General features: G+C 65.1%; 18 protein-coding genes. 9 read left to right on the forward strand and 9 right to left on the reverse strand.

Annotated features, from left to right (window positions below):
• Positions 1-17: 17 nt before the first annotated feature.
• Together trhA and RTQ46_RS13105 are read right to left on the reverse strand one after the other, a co-directional pair.
• Positions 18-638 carry a PAQR family membrane homeostasis protein TrhA gene (gene trhA, locus RTQ46_RS13100; protein WP_312437143.1) on the reverse strand — a complete coding sequence of 207 codons (621 nt, stop codon included), beginning with the start codon at positions 636-638 and terminating at the stop codon, positions 18-20.
• Between the two features lie 73 nt (positions 639-711).
• Positions 712-2,247, reverse strand: coding sequence for an NYN domain-containing protein (locus tag RTQ46_RS13105; RefSeq protein WP_312437145.1), 1,536 nt, complete (start codon positions 2,245-2,247; stop codon positions 712-714).
• A 272-nt stretch (positions 2,248-2,519) separates the two neighbouring features.
• Here RTQ46_RS13105 and RTQ46_RS13110 point away from each other — a divergent pair, with 272 nt between their 5' ends.
• The 3 genes from RTQ46_RS13110 to RTQ46_RS13120 all read left to right on the forward strand — a co-directional run bounded on the left by RTQ46_RS13110 (position 2,520) and on the right by RTQ46_RS13120 (position 3,950).
• A complete protein-coding gene (locus RTQ46_RS13110) occupies positions 2,520-2,936 on the forward strand; it encodes a BON domain-containing protein (RefSeq protein WP_312437146.1) in 417 nt (138 codons plus the stop codon).
• A 24-nt stretch (positions 2,937-2,960) separates the two neighbouring features.
• On the forward strand, positions 2,961-3,485 hold the full coding sequence (locus RTQ46_RS13115; protein ID WP_312437148.1) for a hypothetical protein: 525 nt from the start codon (positions 2,961-2,963) through the stop codon (positions 3,483-3,485).
• Between the two features lie 96 nt (positions 3,486-3,581).
• Positions 3,582-3,950 carry a flagellar basal body protein gene (locus tag RTQ46_RS13120; protein WP_312437149.1) on the forward strand — a complete coding sequence of 123 codons (369 nt, stop codon included), beginning with the start codon at positions 3,582-3,584 and terminating at the stop codon, positions 3,948-3,950.
• Positions 3,951-3,954: 4 nt separating this feature from the next.
• Here RTQ46_RS13120 and RTQ46_RS13125 read toward each other — a convergent pair whose 3' ends face one another.
• On the reverse strand, positions 3,955-4,569 hold the full coding sequence (locus RTQ46_RS13125) for a helix-turn-helix domain-containing protein (protein ID WP_312437150.1): 615 nt from the start codon (positions 4,567-4,569) through the stop codon (positions 3,955-3,957).
• A gap of 126 nt (positions 4,570-4,695) precedes the next feature.
• Here RTQ46_RS13125 and RTQ46_RS13130 point away from each other — a divergent pair, with 126 nt between their 5' ends.
• Complete coding sequence (locus RTQ46_RS13130) at positions 4,696-5,757, forward strand: sugar phosphate isomerase/epimerase (RefSeq protein ID WP_312437152.1); 1,062 nt, start codon at positions 4,696-4,698, stop codon at positions 5,755-5,757.
• A gap of 13 nt (positions 5,758-5,770) precedes the next feature.
• Positions 5,771-6,625, forward strand: coding sequence for an alpha/beta hydrolase (locus RTQ46_RS13135; RefSeq protein ID WP_312437153.1), 855 nt, complete (start codon positions 5,771-5,773; stop codon positions 6,623-6,625).
• Positions 6,626-6,649: 24 nt separating this feature from the next.
• Here the strand turns inward: RTQ46_RS13135 and paoC are convergent, their stop codons facing one another.
• The 6 genes from paoC to RTQ46_RS13165 all read right to left on the reverse strand — a co-directional run bounded on the left by paoC (position 6,650) and on the right by RTQ46_RS13165 (position 12,318).
• Positions 6,650-8,848, reverse strand: coding sequence for an aldehyde oxidoreductase molybdenum-binding subunit PaoC (gene paoC, locus RTQ46_RS13140; RefSeq protein ID WP_312437154.1), 2,199 nt, complete (start codon positions 8,846-8,848; stop codon positions 6,650-6,652).
• The gene (locus RTQ46_RS13145) at positions 8,845-9,825 is read right to left on the reverse strand and encodes a xanthine dehydrogenase family protein subunit M (RefSeq protein ID WP_312437156.1); all 981 of its coding nucleotides are present in this window, start codon (positions 9,823-9,825) and stop codon (positions 8,845-8,847) included. Before RTQ46_RS13145 ends, paoC begins: the two co-directional genes overlap by 4 nt.
• The gene (gene paoA, locus RTQ46_RS13150) at positions 9,822-10,460 is read right to left on the reverse strand and encodes an aldehyde dehydrogenase iron-sulfur subunit PaoA (protein WP_312437157.1); all 639 of its coding nucleotides are present in this window, start codon (positions 10,458-10,460) and stop codon (positions 9,822-9,824) included. The genes RTQ46_RS13145 and paoA overlap by 4 nt, the downstream gene beginning before the upstream one ends.
• Positions 10,457-11,209, reverse strand: a complete 753-nt coding sequence (locus tag RTQ46_RS13155; protein ID WP_312437158.1) for a carboxymuconolactone decarboxylase family protein — start codon at positions 11,207-11,209, stop codon at positions 10,457-10,459. The genes paoA and RTQ46_RS13155 overlap by 4 nt, the downstream gene beginning before the upstream one ends.
• Positions 11,187-11,651: a cupin domain-containing protein gene (locus tag RTQ46_RS13160; RefSeq protein WP_312437159.1), complete on the reverse strand. Its 465-nt coding sequence runs from the start codon at positions 11,649-11,651 to the stop codon at positions 11,187-11,189. Before RTQ46_RS13160 ends, RTQ46_RS13155 begins: the two co-directional genes overlap by 23 nt.
• Positions 11,652-11,757: 106 nt before the next feature.
• Positions 11,758-12,318, reverse strand: a complete 561-nt coding sequence (locus RTQ46_RS13165) for a flavodoxin (RefSeq protein WP_312437160.1) — start codon at positions 12,316-12,318, stop codon at positions 11,758-11,760.
• A gap of 209 nt (positions 12,319-12,527) precedes the next feature.
• Between RTQ46_RS13165 and RTQ46_RS13170 the strand changes: the two genes are divergently transcribed.
• From RTQ46_RS13170 to RTQ46_RS13185, 4 genes are all read left to right on the forward strand, one after another.
• Entirely contained in the window at positions 12,528-13,364 is an 837-nt protein-coding gene (locus RTQ46_RS13170; protein ID WP_312437161.1) for an IclR family transcriptional regulator, read from the forward strand.
• A 41-nt stretch (positions 13,365-13,405) separates the two neighbouring features.
• Positions 13,406-14,560: an acyl-CoA dehydrogenase family protein gene (locus RTQ46_RS13175; protein ID WP_312437162.1), complete on the forward strand. Its 1,155-nt coding sequence runs from the start codon at positions 13,406-13,408 to the stop codon at positions 14,558-14,560.
• Entirely contained in the window at positions 14,557-16,122 is a 1,566-nt protein-coding gene (locus RTQ46_RS13180; protein WP_312437163.1) for a class I adenylate-forming enzyme family protein, read from the forward strand. Before RTQ46_RS13175 ends, RTQ46_RS13180 begins: the two co-directional genes overlap by 4 nt.
• A gap of 111 nt (positions 16,123-16,233) precedes the next feature.
• On the forward strand, positions 16,234-17,400 hold the full coding sequence (locus tag RTQ46_RS13185; protein WP_312437164.1) for an ABC transporter substrate-binding protein: 1,167 nt from the start codon (positions 16,234-16,236) through the stop codon (positions 17,398-17,400).
• Positions 17,401-17,445: the final 45 nt, after the last annotated feature.

Below are 17,445 nucleotides of genomic sequence, written 5' to 3' on the forward strand. Positions count from 1 at the left end.
TTGTGCGCCGCAGCAGATCAGGCGACGTAGAACAGGATGGCGATAAAATGGCAGGTACTGCCGGCCAGCACGAACAGATGCCAGATGCCGTGGCCATGGCGCAGCTTGTGGTCTGTGGCATAGAAGCCGATGCCGCCCGTGTAGCACAAGCCGCCGGCGGCCAGCCACAGGAAGCCGTTCCATTCCAGCGCCGCCAGGAGCGGCTTCAAGCCGATGACGATCAGCCAGCCCATCAGCACATAGATCACCAGCGACAAGATGCGCGCGCCCCTGGCGTACACGTATTCCTGCACGATGCCGGCCAGCGCCAGGCCCCAGACCACGCCAAACAGCGACCAGCCCCAGGGTCCGCGCAGGGTTACCAGCATGAACGGCGTGTAAGTGCCCGCTATCAGCAGGTAGATGGCGCAGTGGTCGAGCCGCTGCAGCACGGTCTTCGCCTTGCCGCCGCGCACGCTGTGATACAGCGACGACGTCAGGTACAGCGTCAGCAGCATGGCCGCATACACGCTGCAGCTGACGATTTTCCATGCATCGCCGGTGCGGGCCGCCGCAACCACCAGCACCACCCCGCCGATGGCGGCCAGGGCCGCGCCGACCACGTGGGAGATGCTGTTGAAGCGTTCGCCGGGGTACATGCTCAGAAACCCCAAGCAAGTGCCGGGGTCGGACCCTCGGGGTCCGCCCCCGGATTTTGCTTCAAGGGTTCAATCAAGCTTCTTCAGCCTTCTTGCGCGCAGGACGACGCGCAGGCGTCTTGCGCGGCGCCTTGGCCGGCTTGTCTTCGGCAACCGGCGTCACGTCAACTGGAACAACCTCAACCACCGGAACAACCTCAACCACCGGCGCCACTTCGGCCACTACTTCCTCGGCCTGCCTGGCCGGCTTCTTGGCCGCAGCCGCCTTGCGCGCTGGCGTGCGCTTCGGCTTCGGCTTGACCTCGGCCGGCGTCTCGATCACCGGTTCGGCGACGGTATCCACCACCGGCGCCGGTTCAGGCACGAATTCGGCCACCGGTGCGGCTTCCACCACTTCGGCCACGGGATTGCGCGCTTCGCGGTTGTTGCTGTTGCGTCCGCCACGGCCATTGCGGCGCGAACCGCGCTTGGCGTTGCTCTCTTCCGTCACGGTCTCGGCCGATTCAGGTGCTGGCTGCGCCAGTTCCTGAATCGGCTCGGCAACCTCAACCGGCGTTTCTACCTCGGCCACCGGCACGAAGGCCTGCGGCGCTGCCTCGTTGCGGCGATTGTCGTTCTGCTTGCGGCCGCCGCGGCCATTGCGGCGGGTATTATCACGGCCGTCGCGGCGGCTGCCGTTGTTGCCGCTGCCCTCTTCCGCCGCGACCACCTCGGTGGCGATTGCCTCGCTGGTGGCGTCGTTGCCGACGGCCACCGGCGCGGCCGGCGCCTGGCCGCTGCTGCGGTACACATAGGCGCCCGATTTTTCATCGCGGCCGAACTCCAGCAGGCCGCGCGCCTGCGCTTCTTCCAGCAGGTTGCCGAAAGTGCGGAAACCATAATACGACTCGCTGAAGTCGGGCTTGCGGCGCTTGATCGCTTCTTTCAGCATCGAGGCCCAGATCTTGCCGCTGTCGCCGCGTTCGGACACCAGCGCGTCGAAGGTTTCGACCGCCATCTCGATTGCCTCGGTCTTGCGCGACTCGTATTTTTCCTTGCGGCGCACTTCCTCGTCGGCCGAACGCTTCGGCTGCGGGGTGTCACGCTCATCGCGTTCATTGCGCGCGTCGCGCTTGGCGGCCGTGCGGCGGCTTTCGCGCACCAGGTCGTCGTAAAAGATGAACTCGTCGCAGTTGGCCACCAGCAGGTCGGAAGTCGACTGCTTGACGCCCACGCCGATCACCTGCTTGGCGTTCTCGCGCAGTTTCGACACCAGTGGCGAAAAGTCGGAGTCGCCGCTGATGATGACGAAGGTGTTGACGTGGGCCTTGGTGTAGCACAGGTCCAGCGCGTCGACCACCAGGCGGATGTCGGCCGAATTCTTGCCGGACTGGCGCACGTGGGGGATTTCGATCAGTTCGAAGTTCGCTTCGTGCATGGTGCCCTTGAAGCTTTTGTAGCGGTCCCAGTCGCAATACGCCTTCTTGACGACGATGCTGCCCTTGAGCAGCAGGCGCTCGAGGATGGGTTTGATATCGAATTTTTCGTAGTTCGCATCGCGCACGCCGAGCGCGACGTTCTCGAAGTCGCAAAACACGGCCATGCTGAGGTTTTCCGGGGATGAAGCCATAGTATCTTTGTTCTCACGTAATGGGTTGGCCTGCCGCGATCAGATCGAAGCGGGCAGTGGCAACAGGCCTGCCTGGGAGGCGCACGCCTCCCGTTGACACATAGTATATTCGCCCGCCCCCGTTTTCACGAACACTATCGTACGAGCCCGCTTGCTGAAGAGCTTTGAACTGTTTGCGCTGAACGTGAAGTACTTAACACCGTGTCAATCTTTCCTCGTCTATGCTGAAGTTCTCGGCACAACAAACAGCCGGTACTTACAAGGAGCATGGAATGCGTAAAGCTATAAACCTCATCAGCCTGACCCTGGCACTGGCCTGCAGCGCCTCGTTCGCCACGGCGCAAACGGCGCCGCATGCCAAGGACCAAAGCAAACCCGGCGTCGCCAGCCCGGCTGCCGACAATTCGGACATGAACGAACGCGACAAGGGCACTGCCAGCCAGACGCCACAAAAGCAGTCGAACGCCAAAACGGACCGTACCCTGCTGGCCGAAGCGCGCAAGGCCGTGGTCAAGGATGAATCGCTGTCCACCACCGCCCACAACGTGAAGATCCTCGTTAAAAACGGTGTCGTCACCCTGCGCGGTCCGGTCAAGTCGGCCGAAGAAAAAACCAAGGTCGAAGAACTGATCAAGCCGCTGGCCGGCGTGAACAGCATCGACAACAAACTCGATATCAAAACGAACTAAGCAACACCAACAAGGAGATTTACCATGAGCAAAAACGCCGTTTATTGCATCGCCCAGGAACATACCCAAGCCGAAGTCATCGTGAACTCGCTGAAAGACGCGGGCTTTTCGAACAACGATATCTCGGTGCTGTTCCCGGACAAGACCGGTACCCGTGACTTCGCTCACGAGCAAAACACCAAGATGCCTGAAGGCGCAGCCACCGGCGGCGTCGCCGGCATGGGCACGGGCGCCGTGCTCGGTTGGCTGGTCGGCATCGGCTCGCTGGCGATTCCAGGCGTCGGTCCCTTCATCGCCGCTGGCCCGATCATGGCGGCACTCGGTGGCGCAGCCATCGGCGGCGCAGCCGGCGGCATCGTTGGCGGCCTGGTCGGCATGGGCATTCCGGAACTGGAAGCCAAACAATATGACGACAAGGTCCGCAACGGCAACATCCTGATTTCGGTGCATACCGAAACTTCGGACCAGATCAAGGTCGTCAAGGAAATCTTCGAGCGTGCCAACGCCCAGGACATCAAGTCGACCTCGGAAGTGCACGCACCAACCTGAGTTGCTGCTGCCTGACTGAAAATGCCACCCTCGGGTGGCATTTTTCATGGGCAAGCGAAACAGGAGTAAACTGGAGGCCTATTTCAGGGAGCCGCCATGTCCATTTCCGCCCTCGCCACCGGTACCTCCGGACTGACCGCCAACCAGCGCGCGCTGGACGTGGCCGCCAACAATGTCGCCAACGCCAATACGCCCGGCTTCCAGCCGCAGCGCGCCAGTTTCCAGGAAAGCAGCCCGGCCGGCACCGGTGTCACGCTGTCGGCCGAAGGGCGCAGGCTGTCCGCTGGCGAGGGCGCGCCGCCATCCACCGCTGGCGCCAATGCCGCCACCGAACGCCCGAATGGCGTGGGACTGGCGTCCGAACTGACCGACACGCTGGTCTACCAGGCCGGTTTCAACCTGTCGGCCAATGTCGTCAAAGCCGCCGACCAGGCGCTGGGCAGCCTGATCGACGTCAGGACCTGAACTGTTACCGTTGAGCGGCTATCGATACGCCAGCCTGGTCGAGCGCCGCCAGGGCCGGCTTGATCAGCGCCAGCAGCCGTTCGGCCGGCACCCCGTCGCGCGCCTGCACCGACAGGCCGTGCAATAGCGCCGCATAGCAGTCGCCCAGCGCCTGCACATCGGTTTCTGCCTTCAACTCGCCCGCCGCCTGCGCCGCCCGCAGCCGCTCGACCACCGCATCGGTGCGCGCGCGCCGGTGCTGCGCCAGCCAGTCGCGGATGCCGTCATTGCCGGCGCTGGTATTGGTGGCGGCCGTGACCACCATGCAGCCTTGCGGCTGGCCGCTGCGCGTGTACAGCAGCACGGCCGCTTCCAGCATGCGCGCCACCGCATCGCGTACCGTCAACGGCGCGGCCAGCGCCTGCACGGCGAACGCGCCCTCGCCGGTTTCATACAGCTCCACCGCTTCGCGGAACAGCGCCTCCTTCGAGCCGAACGCCGCATAGATGCGCGCCGAGGCGATGCCCAGCGCCGCCACCAGGTCGCTCATCGCCACGCCTTCGTAGCCGCGCGTCCAGAACGCGTCGCGCGCCTTTTCCAGCGCCAGCGCGCGGTCAAATTCCCTCGGTCTGCCTGCCATGTGTTGTGTCCCTTGTCAAAACTGGCGGCCAGTATAACGCGTGCGCGCCGCGATTTTTGCCGCAGGCCTTGACCGGGGCGACGATTTCGCCTATTCTTTGTCGATCGACAAACAATAGGAGCCGATATGAAAACGATTCTGGGACCAAGCCTGCACCTGGCGCAATTTGCCGCCGACACCGCCCCTTTCCACGACCTGCCATCGATTGCCGCCTGGGCCGCCGGCCTGGGCTTCAAGGCCCTGCAGATACCCGCCTGGGACGTACGCCTGTTCGACGTGGCGCAGGCCGCGCACAGCCAGCAGTACTGCGACGAGCTGGTCGCCATGCTGGCCGGCCATGGCCTGGTCATCAGCGAACTGACCACCCATATCTTCGGCCAGCTGGTGGCCGTGCACCCGGCCTACGATGCGCTGTGCGACAGCTTCGCGCCACCGGAATTGCAAGGCCGGCCGGAAGCGCGCACCGCCTGGGCCATCGAGCGTATCAAACTGGCGGCGATGGCCTCGAAGCGCCTGGGACTGGCCGAGATGGGTACCTTTTCGGGCTCGTTCGCCTGGCCCTACCTGTTCCCGTTTCCACAGCGCCCGCCCGGCCTGATCGACGCGGCCTTCGACGAACTGGCGCGCCGCTGGCTGCCGATCCTCGATGTGTGCGAAGAACAGGGCGTCAACCTGTGCTACGAGATCCACCCCAGCGAAGACCTGCACGACGGCGCCAGCTTCGAGATGTTTTACGAGCGCGTCGGGCGCCACCCGCGCTGCAAGATGCTGTTCGACCCCAGCCACTTCGTGCTGCAGCAGCTGAACTACCTCGATTTCATCGACATCTACCGGCACCATATCCGCATGTTCCATGTGAAGGACGCCGAGTTCAATCCGAGCGGACGGCAAGGCATCTATGGCGGCTACCAGTCGTGGGAAAACCGCGCCGGCCGCTTCCGCTCGCTGGGCGACGGCCAGGTCGATTTCAAGGCCATCTTTTCGAAACTGGCGCAGTACGACTACGCTGGCTGGGCCACGCTGGAATGGGAGTGCTGCCTGAAAGACCAGGAAGCGGGTGCGCGCGAGGGCGTGGCCTTCATCAACGCCCACATCATCCCCGTCACCAGCAAGATTTTCGACGACTTTGCCGGCGCCCCCGTCAGCAGGCAGCAGATCGCCACGCTGCTCGGCATCCACGCTAACTGAACCAGGAATCCAGATGAACGACTTTACCCATGACTATGTCCGCATCGACCACCACCGCCTGCACTGCGTGACGGCCGGCAGCGGCAAACCGGTGCTGCTGATTCCCGGCTGGCCGCAGACCTGGTACGCCTGGCGCCATGTGATGGCGGCGCTGGCCGCCGAGGGCTACCAGGCAATCGCCATCGACCCGCCCGGCAGCGGGCACTCCGACCGGCCGGGCGGCGGCTACGACACGGGCGCGGCGGCCGCCACGCTGCACCGGGCCATGCTGGCGCTCGGCCACGCGCAGTACGATGTGGTGGGCCACGATATAGGCATGTGGGTCGGCTATGCGCTGGCCAGCGATTTTCCGCAGGCCGTGACCAGGCTGGCGCTGACGGAAGCGGTGATCCCGGGCCTGGCGCCGGCGCCACCCATTTTCGTCGCGCCGCAGGACAATATCTTCCTGTGGCATTTCATGTTCAACCAGGTATTGGACCTGCCCGAGATGCTCACCGCCGGCAAGGAGCGGGAGTACATCCGCTTTATCTTCGACAAATGGTCGCACCGCCGCGACCAGGTGGCGGTGGAGGTGTATGCGGACGCCTACGCCACGCCGGGCGCGCTGCGCGCCGGCTTTGCGTATTACCGGGCGATCCCCGAAACCATCCGCCAGAACCAGCAGCGGGCAAAGACGCCGCTGGCGATGCCGGTGCTGGCGATCGGCGCCGAATACGCCACCAACGACGCGCCACTGCTCACCATGCAGGGCAAGGCGGATGATCTGCGCGGCGCCATCGTGGCCGACTGCGGCCACTTCATCATGGAAGAACAGCCAGCCGCGTTTATCGGCCACCTGCTGCCTTTCCTGGCGCGAGCGCCGGCATGAAAACAGCCGGCGCTGCCAGGCTGACTATGCCAGTTGCGGCAGGTGAGCGAGCAGCTTGTCGAGCGTGATCGGATAATCGCGCACGCGCACGCCGGTGGCGTTATAGACCGCGTTGGCGATCGCCGCCGGCACGCCGCTGATGCCCAGCTCCCCGACTCCCTTGGCTTTCAGCGGACCGATGGTCGGATCGACCTCGTCGAGGAAAATCACGTCCTGGTGCGGAATGTCGGCGTGCACCGGCACCTCGTAGCCGGCCAGGTCGTGGTTGACAAAGAAGCCGGCGCGCTTGTCGACCACCAGTTCTTCCATCAATGCGGCGCCCGCGCCCATCGTCATGCCGCCGATGATCTGGCTGCGCGCGGCCATCGGATTGATGATGCGGCCCGCCGCGCACACGGCCAGCATGCGCCGGATGCGGATTTCGCCGGTGGCGGCGTCCACCCCCACTTCGACAAAATGCGCGGCAAACGTCTGCTGCGCATAGCGTTTCGACAGGTCGCCGTATTCCATCGCGTCTTCGGCCTGCAGTTCGCCCTGCGCCAGCGCGTCAAGCAGGGGCCGGCTGTTGCCTCCCGCGCGCACGCGGCCATCGGCAAATTCCACTTCACCAGAGTTGAAACCGAGGCGCTGCGCCACCAGCGCGCGCAGCTTGATGCAGGCCGCATACACGCCGGCCGTCGACGAGGCCGCGCCGAACTGGCCACCGGAACCGGCGCCTTCGGGAAACTGCGAGTCGCCCAGCCGTACCACGACTTTATCGAGGCCCACGCCCAGCATCTCGGCCGCCGTCTGCGCCAGGATGGTATAGCTGCCGGTGCCGATATCGGTCATGTCGGTTTCCACCGTGACGATGCCGTTGCGGCCCAGCTTTACGCGCGCGGCCGACTTGACCACGGGCGCGCCACGGACGCCGGCCGCCATACCGAGACCGACCAGCCAGCGCCCGTCGCGGCGCGCGGCCGGTTTGGCCTGGCGCTGGTCCCAGCCGAATTTTTCGGCGCCCAGCTTCATGCATTCGACCAGCTGGCGCTTCGAAAAGGGCTTGTGCGGCGACTCCGGGTCGACCTGCGTGTCATTCAGGATGCGAAACGCGACCGGATCGAGTTTCAGCTTTTCCGCCATTTCATCCATCGCGATTTCCAGCGCCATCATGCCGGGCGCCTCGCCCGGTGCGCGCATGGCGCTCGCCTCGGGCAGGTCCAGGTGCGCCACGCGCAGCCGCGTCATGCGGTGGGCGCCCGCATACAGGATGCGCGTGGGCGCGGTGGCGGACTCGGGCCGCTCGCCCAGGTTGCCGGACCAGCTTTCGTGGCCGATCGCCGTGATCTTGCCGGCGCGCGTGGCGCCGATGCGGATGCGCTGGATGGTGGCGGCGCGGTGCGTGGTGTTGTTGAACATCAGCGCGCGCTGCAAGGTGACCTTGACCGGGCGCCCCACCTGCCTGGCCGCCAGCGCCGCCAGCACGGCGTCGGACAATATCGAACCCTTGCCGCCAAAGCCGCCGCCGATATATGGCGCGACGATATGCACATTTTCTTTTGCCATGCCGAGTATCTTCGCGATATCGCGCAGGCCCCAGCCGACCAGCTGGATCGCGGTCCACAAGGTCAGCTTCTCGCCGCTCCACGCGGCAATCGTCGCATGCGGCTCCATCATCGCGTGCGCGTGGTCGGGCGTGGTGTAGGCCGCGTCCAGCGTGACCGACGCAGCGGCAAACGCGCCATCGAAGTCGCCCACGCTGGACGCCTGCGCCGGCCTGGCCGGCAGCAGCTGCGAGCTGTCCTTTGCCGCCGCCAGGTCGAACGCACCGGCGCTGCGCGCATAGCGCACGCGCACCAGCTGGGCGGCGGCGCGCGCCTGCTCGAACGTTTCGGCCACCACGATGGCCACGGCCTGGTGGTAGTGGTCGACCTCGGGGCCGGCCAGCGCCCGCGCCACATAGAAGCCGCCGATATCGAGCTTGCCCGCATTGTGCGACGTGACGATGCCGAGCACGCCCGGAGCGGCGCTGGCCTGCGCCAGGTCGATGGACTCGATGCGGCCCTTGGGAATCGCGGCGCCGACGATATAGCCGTAGACGGCATCGGGCGCGGCCGCATGCTGTTCGTAGGCGTAGGTGGCGGTGCCTGTGGTTTTCAGGGGGCCGTCGATGCGTTCGGTCGCCTTGCCAACCACCTTCAGGCGGTCGATGGGATTTTTCACTGCCGGAGTATCGAATTTCATGCTGGCTTGCTCCTGTGTTCGCTGCCGTCATCGCGGGCGTCCAGCAGCACCGCTGCCAGCGTGCGCTCGACCAGGGTGATCTTGAACGCGTTTTGTTCTGTCGGGCGCGCGCCTGACAGCAAGGCGCCCGCCACTGCTGCGGCGCCATGCGGCAGATGGCGTTCCGCCGCTTCCACGCGCCACGGCCGGTGCGCCACGCCGCCGAGCGCCACCCGCCCGCTGCCGTCGGGCTGGATCACGGCCGCCACCGATACCAGTGCAAACGCATACGAGGCACGGTCGCGCACCTTGCGGTACACGTGCACGCCACCGAGCGGTGGCGGCAGGGTCACGCCGGTAATCAGCTCGCCCGCTTCCAGCACGGTGTCGAGATGCGGCGTGTCGCCTGGCAGGCGATAGAAGTCCGCGATCGGAATCACGCGCGCCGCGCCGCTGGCGCGCACGGTTTCAATCCTGGCGTCGAGCAGGCGCATGGCCACCGCCATGTCGCCCGGATGCGTGGCGATGCAGGCGCTGCTGGCGCCGATCACCGCATGCTGGCGATTGGCGCCGCCGATGGCAGAGCAGCCGCTGCCCGGCACGCGCTTGTTGCAGGGCTGGTTGGTGTCATAGAAATAGGCGCAGCGCGTGCGCTGCAGCAGGTTGCCGGCGGTGGTGGCCTTGTTGCGCAGCTGGCCCGACGCGCCGGCCAGCAAGGCGCGCGACAGCACGCCATAGTCGCGGCGCACGCGCGCGTCCGCCGCCAGGTCGGTATTGCGCACCAGCGCGCCGATGCGCAGGCCGCCATCGGGCGCTGCCTCGATGCGGTCAAAACCGAGGCCGTTGACGTCGACCAGGTGCGACGGCGTCTCGATTTCCAGCTTCATCAGGTCCAGCAGATTGGTGCCGCCGGCGATAAACCGGGCGCCCGGCGTGCGCGAGGCCGCCGCCGCAGCTTGCGCCGGCGAGGCCGCGCGCTGGTAGGTAAAGGCCTTCATGGCCGGCCTCCCGCTTCGGTCACCGCCTCGACAATATTCGAATACGCGCCGCAGCGGCAGATATTGCCGCTCATGCGCTCGCGGATTTCATCAGGACTCAGCAGCGGTTGTTCGACCAGGCTGGCGCTTGCATGGCTGGGCACGCCGCGTTTGATTTCGTCGAGCACGGCCACCGCCGAACAGATCTGGCCGGGGGTGCAGTAGCCGCACTGGTAGCCGTCGTGCTTGATGAACGCGGCCTGCATCGGATGCAGCCTGTCGGGCGTGCCCAGGCCTTCGATGGTAGTGATTTTCGCCCCTTCGTGCATGACCGCCAGCGTGAGGCAGGCATTGATGCGGCGCCCGTCGAGCAAAATGGTGCAGGCGCCGCACTGGCCGTGGTCGCAGCCCTTCTTGGTGCCGGTCAGGTGCAGCTGCTCGCGCAGCACATCGAGCAAGGTGGTGCGCGTGTCGACGTCGAGCCGCTGCATCTTGCCGTTGACGCTGAACGACACGCTGGCCAGCACCGGAGCACCGGCAGGCCGCGCTGCAGCTTGCGCCAGGCCCAGCGACGGCACCACGGCCGCGCCGGCCGAGACGGCGCCGGCCTTGAGCACCGCGCGCCGGCTTGCTTGGATATCGCTGAACTCATTCATGGCTTGCTTCCTTTATCGAGTGCCGTTTGTGCGCGCTGCGCCGCCTCTGGCAGGCCCTGCCGGGCCAGCACGGCGATGAATTGCCGCAGCTGCGTGACGCTCAAGCCCACATTCAGGCCGACTTTCAGATGCGACTGCAGCTGCGCTTCGGTTCCGCTCAGCGCCGCCAGCGCGGCAACGGTGGCCAGTTCGCGGCTTTGCCAGTCGAGGTTGGAGCGTGCAAAGATATCGCCGAACAGATGGGTTTTCAGGTAGCGGTCGATCTGCGGCGCAAATTCGAACACGGGCCCTTTGACGGGCGCGCCGGTCAGTCTGGTCTGGTTATCGGTGCCCAGCGCCAGCAGCGCGTCGCCGGTCGGCACCGGATCGGACTCCGTGCCCGGCGCGTCGACGATGCCGCGCTGGCGGCGCTGTTCCAGCACCGCCATCAGCGCGTTGAGCGCATTGAGGCTGCGCGGAAAACCGGCATACGCATACAGCTGCACCAGGATTTCCTTGCAGTCGCTGATCGCCAGGCCCGCGTCGAGGCCCTGCTCCAGCGCCGGCCGTAATTGATCCATGTCGCCGACGGCCATCCAGGCGGCGATTGGTCCGATGGCCTGCTGCCCGAGGCTGAGGGTCTGTTCTGTTTGCACGCGTGCGTTCTCCTGGTTCTGCGCTGTGGCGCTGGCAGCCGGCAGCTGGACCGCCAGCATGGCCAACAGCGCCAGCACGGTGGCACTATGTTTAACGGGATTGATACTGTTCATCGCTGACCTTTTCCATCCATTGCACCGATGTGCCATCGAGCGCGCCGGTCAGCGCGATATGCGTCATCGCGCTGCCTGGCGCAGCGCCATGCCAGTGCTTGATGCCGGGCGGACACCACACCACGTCGCCCTCTTTCAGTGCCTGCACGCTTTTGCCCCACTGCTGCGTCAGGCCGGTGCCTGCCGTGACGATCAGGTACTGGCCGCGCGGATGGGTATGCCACGCGGAGCGGGCGCCGGGCGCGAACGTGACGTAGGCGCTGCTGGCGTTGATGCTGTCATTGACCGGCGACAGCGCCTGTACGCGCACCTGTCCGGTAAAGTAATCGGCCGACCCCGTGGTCGGTGCGGCCGAAGTTGCCGCGGTAATGGTTTGTGCCGGCTGCTGGCCGGCGGCAGCGCCGGCAAACACCAGCAATGCACCAGGCAGGACATGCTTCATGATGGGGTCCTTTCGATACGGTCGGGTAATGATGGTCTGGCGGCCAATATAGCGCTTGCGCTATCGTGCGAATATGGCTGTATCTCGCATGGCCTTATTAGCTGCGCTAATCAATCGTCTTGAGCCAGGTGGTCACGCTGGTGGTGGTGCGCCGTTCCTGGTCCGCTTCCAGCACGAAGGCGGGCCGTATCGTGGCGCCCGGTGCGCGCTTGGCCAGCTGCGCCTGGCAGTCGCCGGGGCCGTAGCCGCCATGCGTAATAAAAGGGATCAGCGTCTTGCCCTGCCAGCCATGCAGCGACAAAAAAGTGCGCACCACGGGCGGCACGGTTTCGCCCCAGACGGGAAAACCGAGGTAGACGGTGTCGTAACCATCGAGGCTGGCCAGCTTGCCGGACAATGGTGGAAGGTCGCCACGGTCGCGTTCCTGGCGCGCCTGCTCGACGGTCTCAAAATAGTCGGCCGGATACGCGTGTGCGGGCCGGATCTCGAACAGCTGCGCATGCTGCGCGCGTTCGATCACGCCGGCAATCACGCGCGTATTGCCCGAACGTGAAAAGTACGCGACCAGGGTGCGGGCTTTGGCGCCGGGCGCTGCGGTCGACTCGCCAAATGGCAAGGCGGCCAGGCCTGCCATCATGGCGCGGCGGGTGGGGTTGTCAACGGACATGACCATCTCCTTGCTGAACTGAAGGCCATACTGTAGCGTCTGCACGGCGCGCTGATTAGCCGTACTTGGCGGGACGCTCTTATTAGTATTTCTAATGAATCTACATCCAAAATCGTGCAGCGCACCATTTCGCTGTGCGAACGAATGTTTCACAAAACGGTTGACATGGCTGATCTCGCTAGGCAAACTGGTTTGCAGAGGAGCGCACAATGACCGCCAACGCAACCACCATGCAGCCTGCAATCGATCCGGAAATCGTCGTCTTCAGCGATGACGAGGAAGGCAAGGACCGCCAGTTCGTCAACGCGCTGGCGCGCGGACTGGAAGTGCTGCGGTGCTTCCGGCCCGGCGAAGTGTTCCTGTCGAATGCCGACATGGCAAAACGCACGGCGATTCCGAAACCGACCATCTCGCGCCTGACCTACACACTGACCAGGCTGGGCTACCTCAGTTACTCGGACAGCCTGGGCAAGTACCAGCTGGGCGCCGGCGTGCTGGCGCTCGGCTACCGCATGCTGTCGAATCTCGACGTGCGCAAGATGGCGCGCCCGCTGATGGAAGAACTGGCGGAATACGCGCAGGCATCCGTCTCGATGGGCACGCGCGACCGCCTCAGCATGGTGTACGTGGAAACCTGCCGCAGCAGCGCCAATGTCACGCTGCGCCTCGATGTCGGCTCGCGCATCCCCCTGATGACCACCGCCATGGGCAAGGCGCTGCTGTGCATCCTGCCCCAGTCCGAACGCGACTACCTGATGGATCATGCGCGCACGCACGACACCGAACGCTGGCCGCGCATCCGCGCCGGCATCGAACAGGGCTTCAAGGACTACCAGGACCGGGGCTTCTGCATCTCGGCCGGCGAATGGCAGAACGACATCCACTCGGTGGGCGTGCCGATGCTGGGTGCGGACGGCGAACAGGTGATGGCCTTCAACTGCGGCGGCCCGGCCTTTTTGCTGTCGCGCGACAAACTCGAATCGGACCTGGGACCACGGCTGGTGGCGCTGGTCAAGACCGTTGAAACAAACCTGGGCCGCGGCTGAACCCCGCTCCCTGCGCCCCACACTCTCACGCAAAGGAAACCATGATACGCGACGAAGAAACCTTGAATATCCTGCTCGACAGCATCAGCCGCTTCGTGCGCGAAGTGCTGGTACCGAATGAAAACCTGGTGGCCGAAACCGACACGATACCGCCAGCCATCGTGGCGCAGATGCGCGAGCTGGGCCTGTTCGGCCTGTCGATCCCGGAAGCCTACGGTGGCCTGCAGCTGAGCATGGAAGAGGAAGTGCGCGTGGCGTTCGAGATCGCCCGTACCTCGCCCGCCTTCCGCTCGCTGATCGGCACCAACAACGGCATCGGCTCGCAGGGTATCGTGATCGACGGCACGGAAGCACAGAAACAGCATTACCTGCCCAAGCTGGCGGCCGGCGAGATCATCGGCTCGTTCGCGCTGACAGAAGCGGGGTCCGGTTCGGATGCCGCCTCCCTGCGCACCAGCGCCGTGCGCGATGGCGACTTCTATATCCTGAACGGCAGCAAGCGCTATATCACCAACGCGCCCGAGGCCAGCATCTTTACGGTGATGGCCCGTACCGACCCGACAAAACGGGGCGCGTCGGCGATTTCCGCGTTTATCGTGGAAAAGGATACGCCGGGCCTGTCGCTGGGCAAAGTCGATAAGAAAATGGGTCAGCAAGGCGCGCATACCTGCGACGTGATCTTTGAAAACTGCCGCGTGCCGGCCGCCAATCTGATCGGCGGCAAGGAAGGCGTGGGCTTCAAGACTGCGATGAAAGTGCTCGACAAGGGCCGTCTGCATATCGCCGCCGTCTGCGTGGGCGCGGCCGAACGCATGCTGGCCGACGCGCTGGCGTATGCGATGGAGCGCCAGCAGTTCGGCCAGCCGATCGCCGAATTCCAGCTGATCCAGGCCATGCTGGCCGACAGCAAGGCCGAGATCTATGCGGCGCGCAGCATGGTGCTCGACGCCGCGCGCCGCCGCGACAACAAGGAAGACATCTCGACGGAAGCGTCGTGCTGCAAGCTGTTCGCCTCCGAAATGTGCGGCCGCGTGGCCGACCGCTCGGTGCAGATCCACGGCGGCGCCGGCTATATCTCCGAGTACGCGGCCGAGCGCTTCTACCGCGACGTGCGCCTGTTCCGCATCTACGAGGGGACGACGCAGATCCAGCAGATCGTCATTGCCCGCAACATGATCAAGGCAGCGCAAAAATGACAGCGGCCGCGATGGATCATATCCCCGCCCTGCTCGACAGCCTGCCGGCGCGACTGTCGGCGATTCCCGCACGCTGGGCCGCGCAGACGCCCGATGCCCCCGCCCTGCATGAAGGCGGCCGGCACTGGACCTATGCGCAGCTGCAGCATGCCGTGGAAGACGCGGCGCGCCTGCTGCGCGAACTCGAGGTGCGCGCCGGCGACCGGCTGATGGTGGTCGGCGAAAACTGCGCGCTGCAGGTGGCGCTGATCTTTGCGGCCGCCAGCATCGACGCCTGGATCGTCAACGTCAATGCGCGCCTGTCATCGCGCGAGGTCGACACCATCGCGCTGCACTCGACGGCGCGGCGCGTGCTGTATCTGCATGCGTCGTCAAGGGAAGCAGGCGAGCATGCGGCGCGCCATGGCGCCGTTGCCGTAACAGTTGACGGCATGGGCGAACTGATGGCCGGAGCGCTGAACGGCGATGCGGTGGCGGAGGCCACGCTGTCCGGCAATGAACAGGTGGCCGCGCTGATCTACACCACCGGCACCACGGGCCAGTCCAAGGGGGTGATGCTGACGCACCGCAACCTGCTGTTTATCGCCGCCGTGTCGAGCCGCCTGCGTGGCCTGACGCAGACTGACCGCGCCTATGGCGTGCTGCCGATCTCGCATGTGTACGGGCTGGCGTCGGTGGCGCTGGGCACGCTGCATGCAGGCGCGGCCCTGTACCTGGTACCGCGCTTCTCGGTCGAAGGCCTGCTGTCGGCATTGAAGAACGATGACCTGACCATCGTGCAGGGCGTGCCGGCCATGTATGCCAAGCTGCTGCAGACGCTGGGCGGCTCCGGCACGCCATTGCCGACCCGATTGCGCTTTGCGTATGCGGGCGGCTCGCCGCTGTCGCCATCGCTGAAAATGGAAGTGGAAAAGCTGCTCGGCACTGCACTGCACAATGGCTACGGCATGACGGAAAGCTCGCCCACCATCAGCCAGACGCGCCTGGAGGCGCCGCGCCGGGACGACTCGGTCGGCTCGCCGATCCCCGGCGTGGAAACGCGCATCGTCGATACCGATGGTGTGGACGTGGCGCCCGGCACGCCCGGCGAGCTGTGGATACGCGGGCCGAACGTGATGGCCGGCTACTACAGGGAGCCGGACATGACGGCGGCCACCATGCGCGACGGCGGCTGGCTGAACACGGGCGACATGGCGCGCCAGGGCGAGGACGGCGCGCTGTTCATCGTCGGACGCACCAAGGAATTGATCATCCGTTCCGGCTTCAACGTGTATCCGCTGGAAGTGGAAACGGCCCTGAACGCGCATCCGTCCGTGATCCAGTCGGCGGTGGTCGGCTGCAGCGTGGCCGATGGCAACGAGGACGTGGTCGCGTATGTGGAGCTCGATCCGCGCCAGCCGGTCACGCCGGAAGCGCTGCAGGCGTACCTGGCCGGCACGCTGTCGCCGTACAAATGTCCGTCGGCGATCATCGTGATGGACGCGCTGCCGGCGGCGGCCACCGGCAAGATTTTGAAAGGACAGCTGCGCCAGATGGCACAGCAGCAGTACCAGCAGCGATAAGACAGATTGCACCTGGCCTGGATACACCGGACAATAAAAGACAACGGGTATCCGACAGCTCGATTCAACTGGCGCCCATTTCGGCGCCGGCATCTCACGGAGGAGACACAGATGAAACGCACCATCACACGCATCGCCATGGCCACCCTGATTTCCAGCGCCTGGCTGGCCCATGCCCACGCCGAGGAATTCCTGGTCGGCGCCGAAATCCCGCTGACCGGCAACCTGGCGCGCGTCGGCGCCGGCATGCAGGAAGGCATCATGGTCGCGGCCGAAGTATTCAACAAGACCAACGGCAAGCACACGGTCAAGGTCATTACGGTCGACGACGAATCGGCGCCGGCGAAAGCGATTGCCGCCGTCGAAAAACTGGCCAGCCAGGGCGTGGTGGCGATCACGGGCGGCTACGGCTCGAACAATATCTCGCCGGCGTCCGATACGGCCAACAAGCTGGGCCTGGTCTACATCACCTCGGGCGGCGTGGACGACAGCCTGGTCGCCAGCGGGCGCAAGAATTTTTTCCGCATCAATAACACGGCCGGCTACGAAAAAGCCATGCTGGGCATGCTTGCCGACGTCGGCGCCAAATCCGTCTCCATCGTGTATTCGACCAAGGACGCCACCACGGGTCTGGCCAAGGACGTGGAAAAGGCGCTGGCCGCCAAGGGCGTAAAGGTCACCTCGCACTCGTTCGACCCGGCCATTACCGACTTCAAGCCCATCATCAACAAGATCAAGCTGCAGGACAAATCGGAAGTGGTGGCCATGGTCGGCTATGAAAACGATTATGTCGGCATTATCCGCGCCGCGCGCGTGTTGAAACCGAAGATCAAGGCGATGGTGGGCGTGTGGTCGCTGGCCACACCAAAAATGGCGGCCGACTTTCCCGACCTGATGCCCAACGTGTTCGGCACGGCGCTGCTGCCGTTCCCGACCGAATTCAAGACGGCCGACGGCAAGGCTTTCAGCGACGCCTACAAGCAGCTGTACAAGAAGGAACCGGACTACCTGGGCCAGTTCGGCTATGTGCAGTCGATGCTGCTGTTCGAAGCGATCGCGCGCGCGGCCGACAAGGGCACCGTAAAAAAAGGCGGCGTGGCCGAGGAGATGCGCAAGACCGACCGCGAAACGCTGATCGGCCGGGTGCAGTTTGCCGCCAATGGCGACAACCAGAACTTCGTGCACCGCATGGCGCAGCACCAGGACAAGAAAGTGGTGATCGTCTGGCCGAAGGAAAGCGCCACCGGCAAGCTGGCCTACCCTGCCCTGCCCTGGTAAAAAAGTCTTCCGCGCGCCGCTTCCGGCGCGCACCGATAAACGACA

The organism is Janthinobacterium sp., assembly GCF_031995485.1.
Taxonomy (GTDB): domain Bacteria; phylum Pseudomonadota; class Gammaproteobacteria; order Burkholderiales; family Burkholderiaceae_D; genus Janthinobacterium.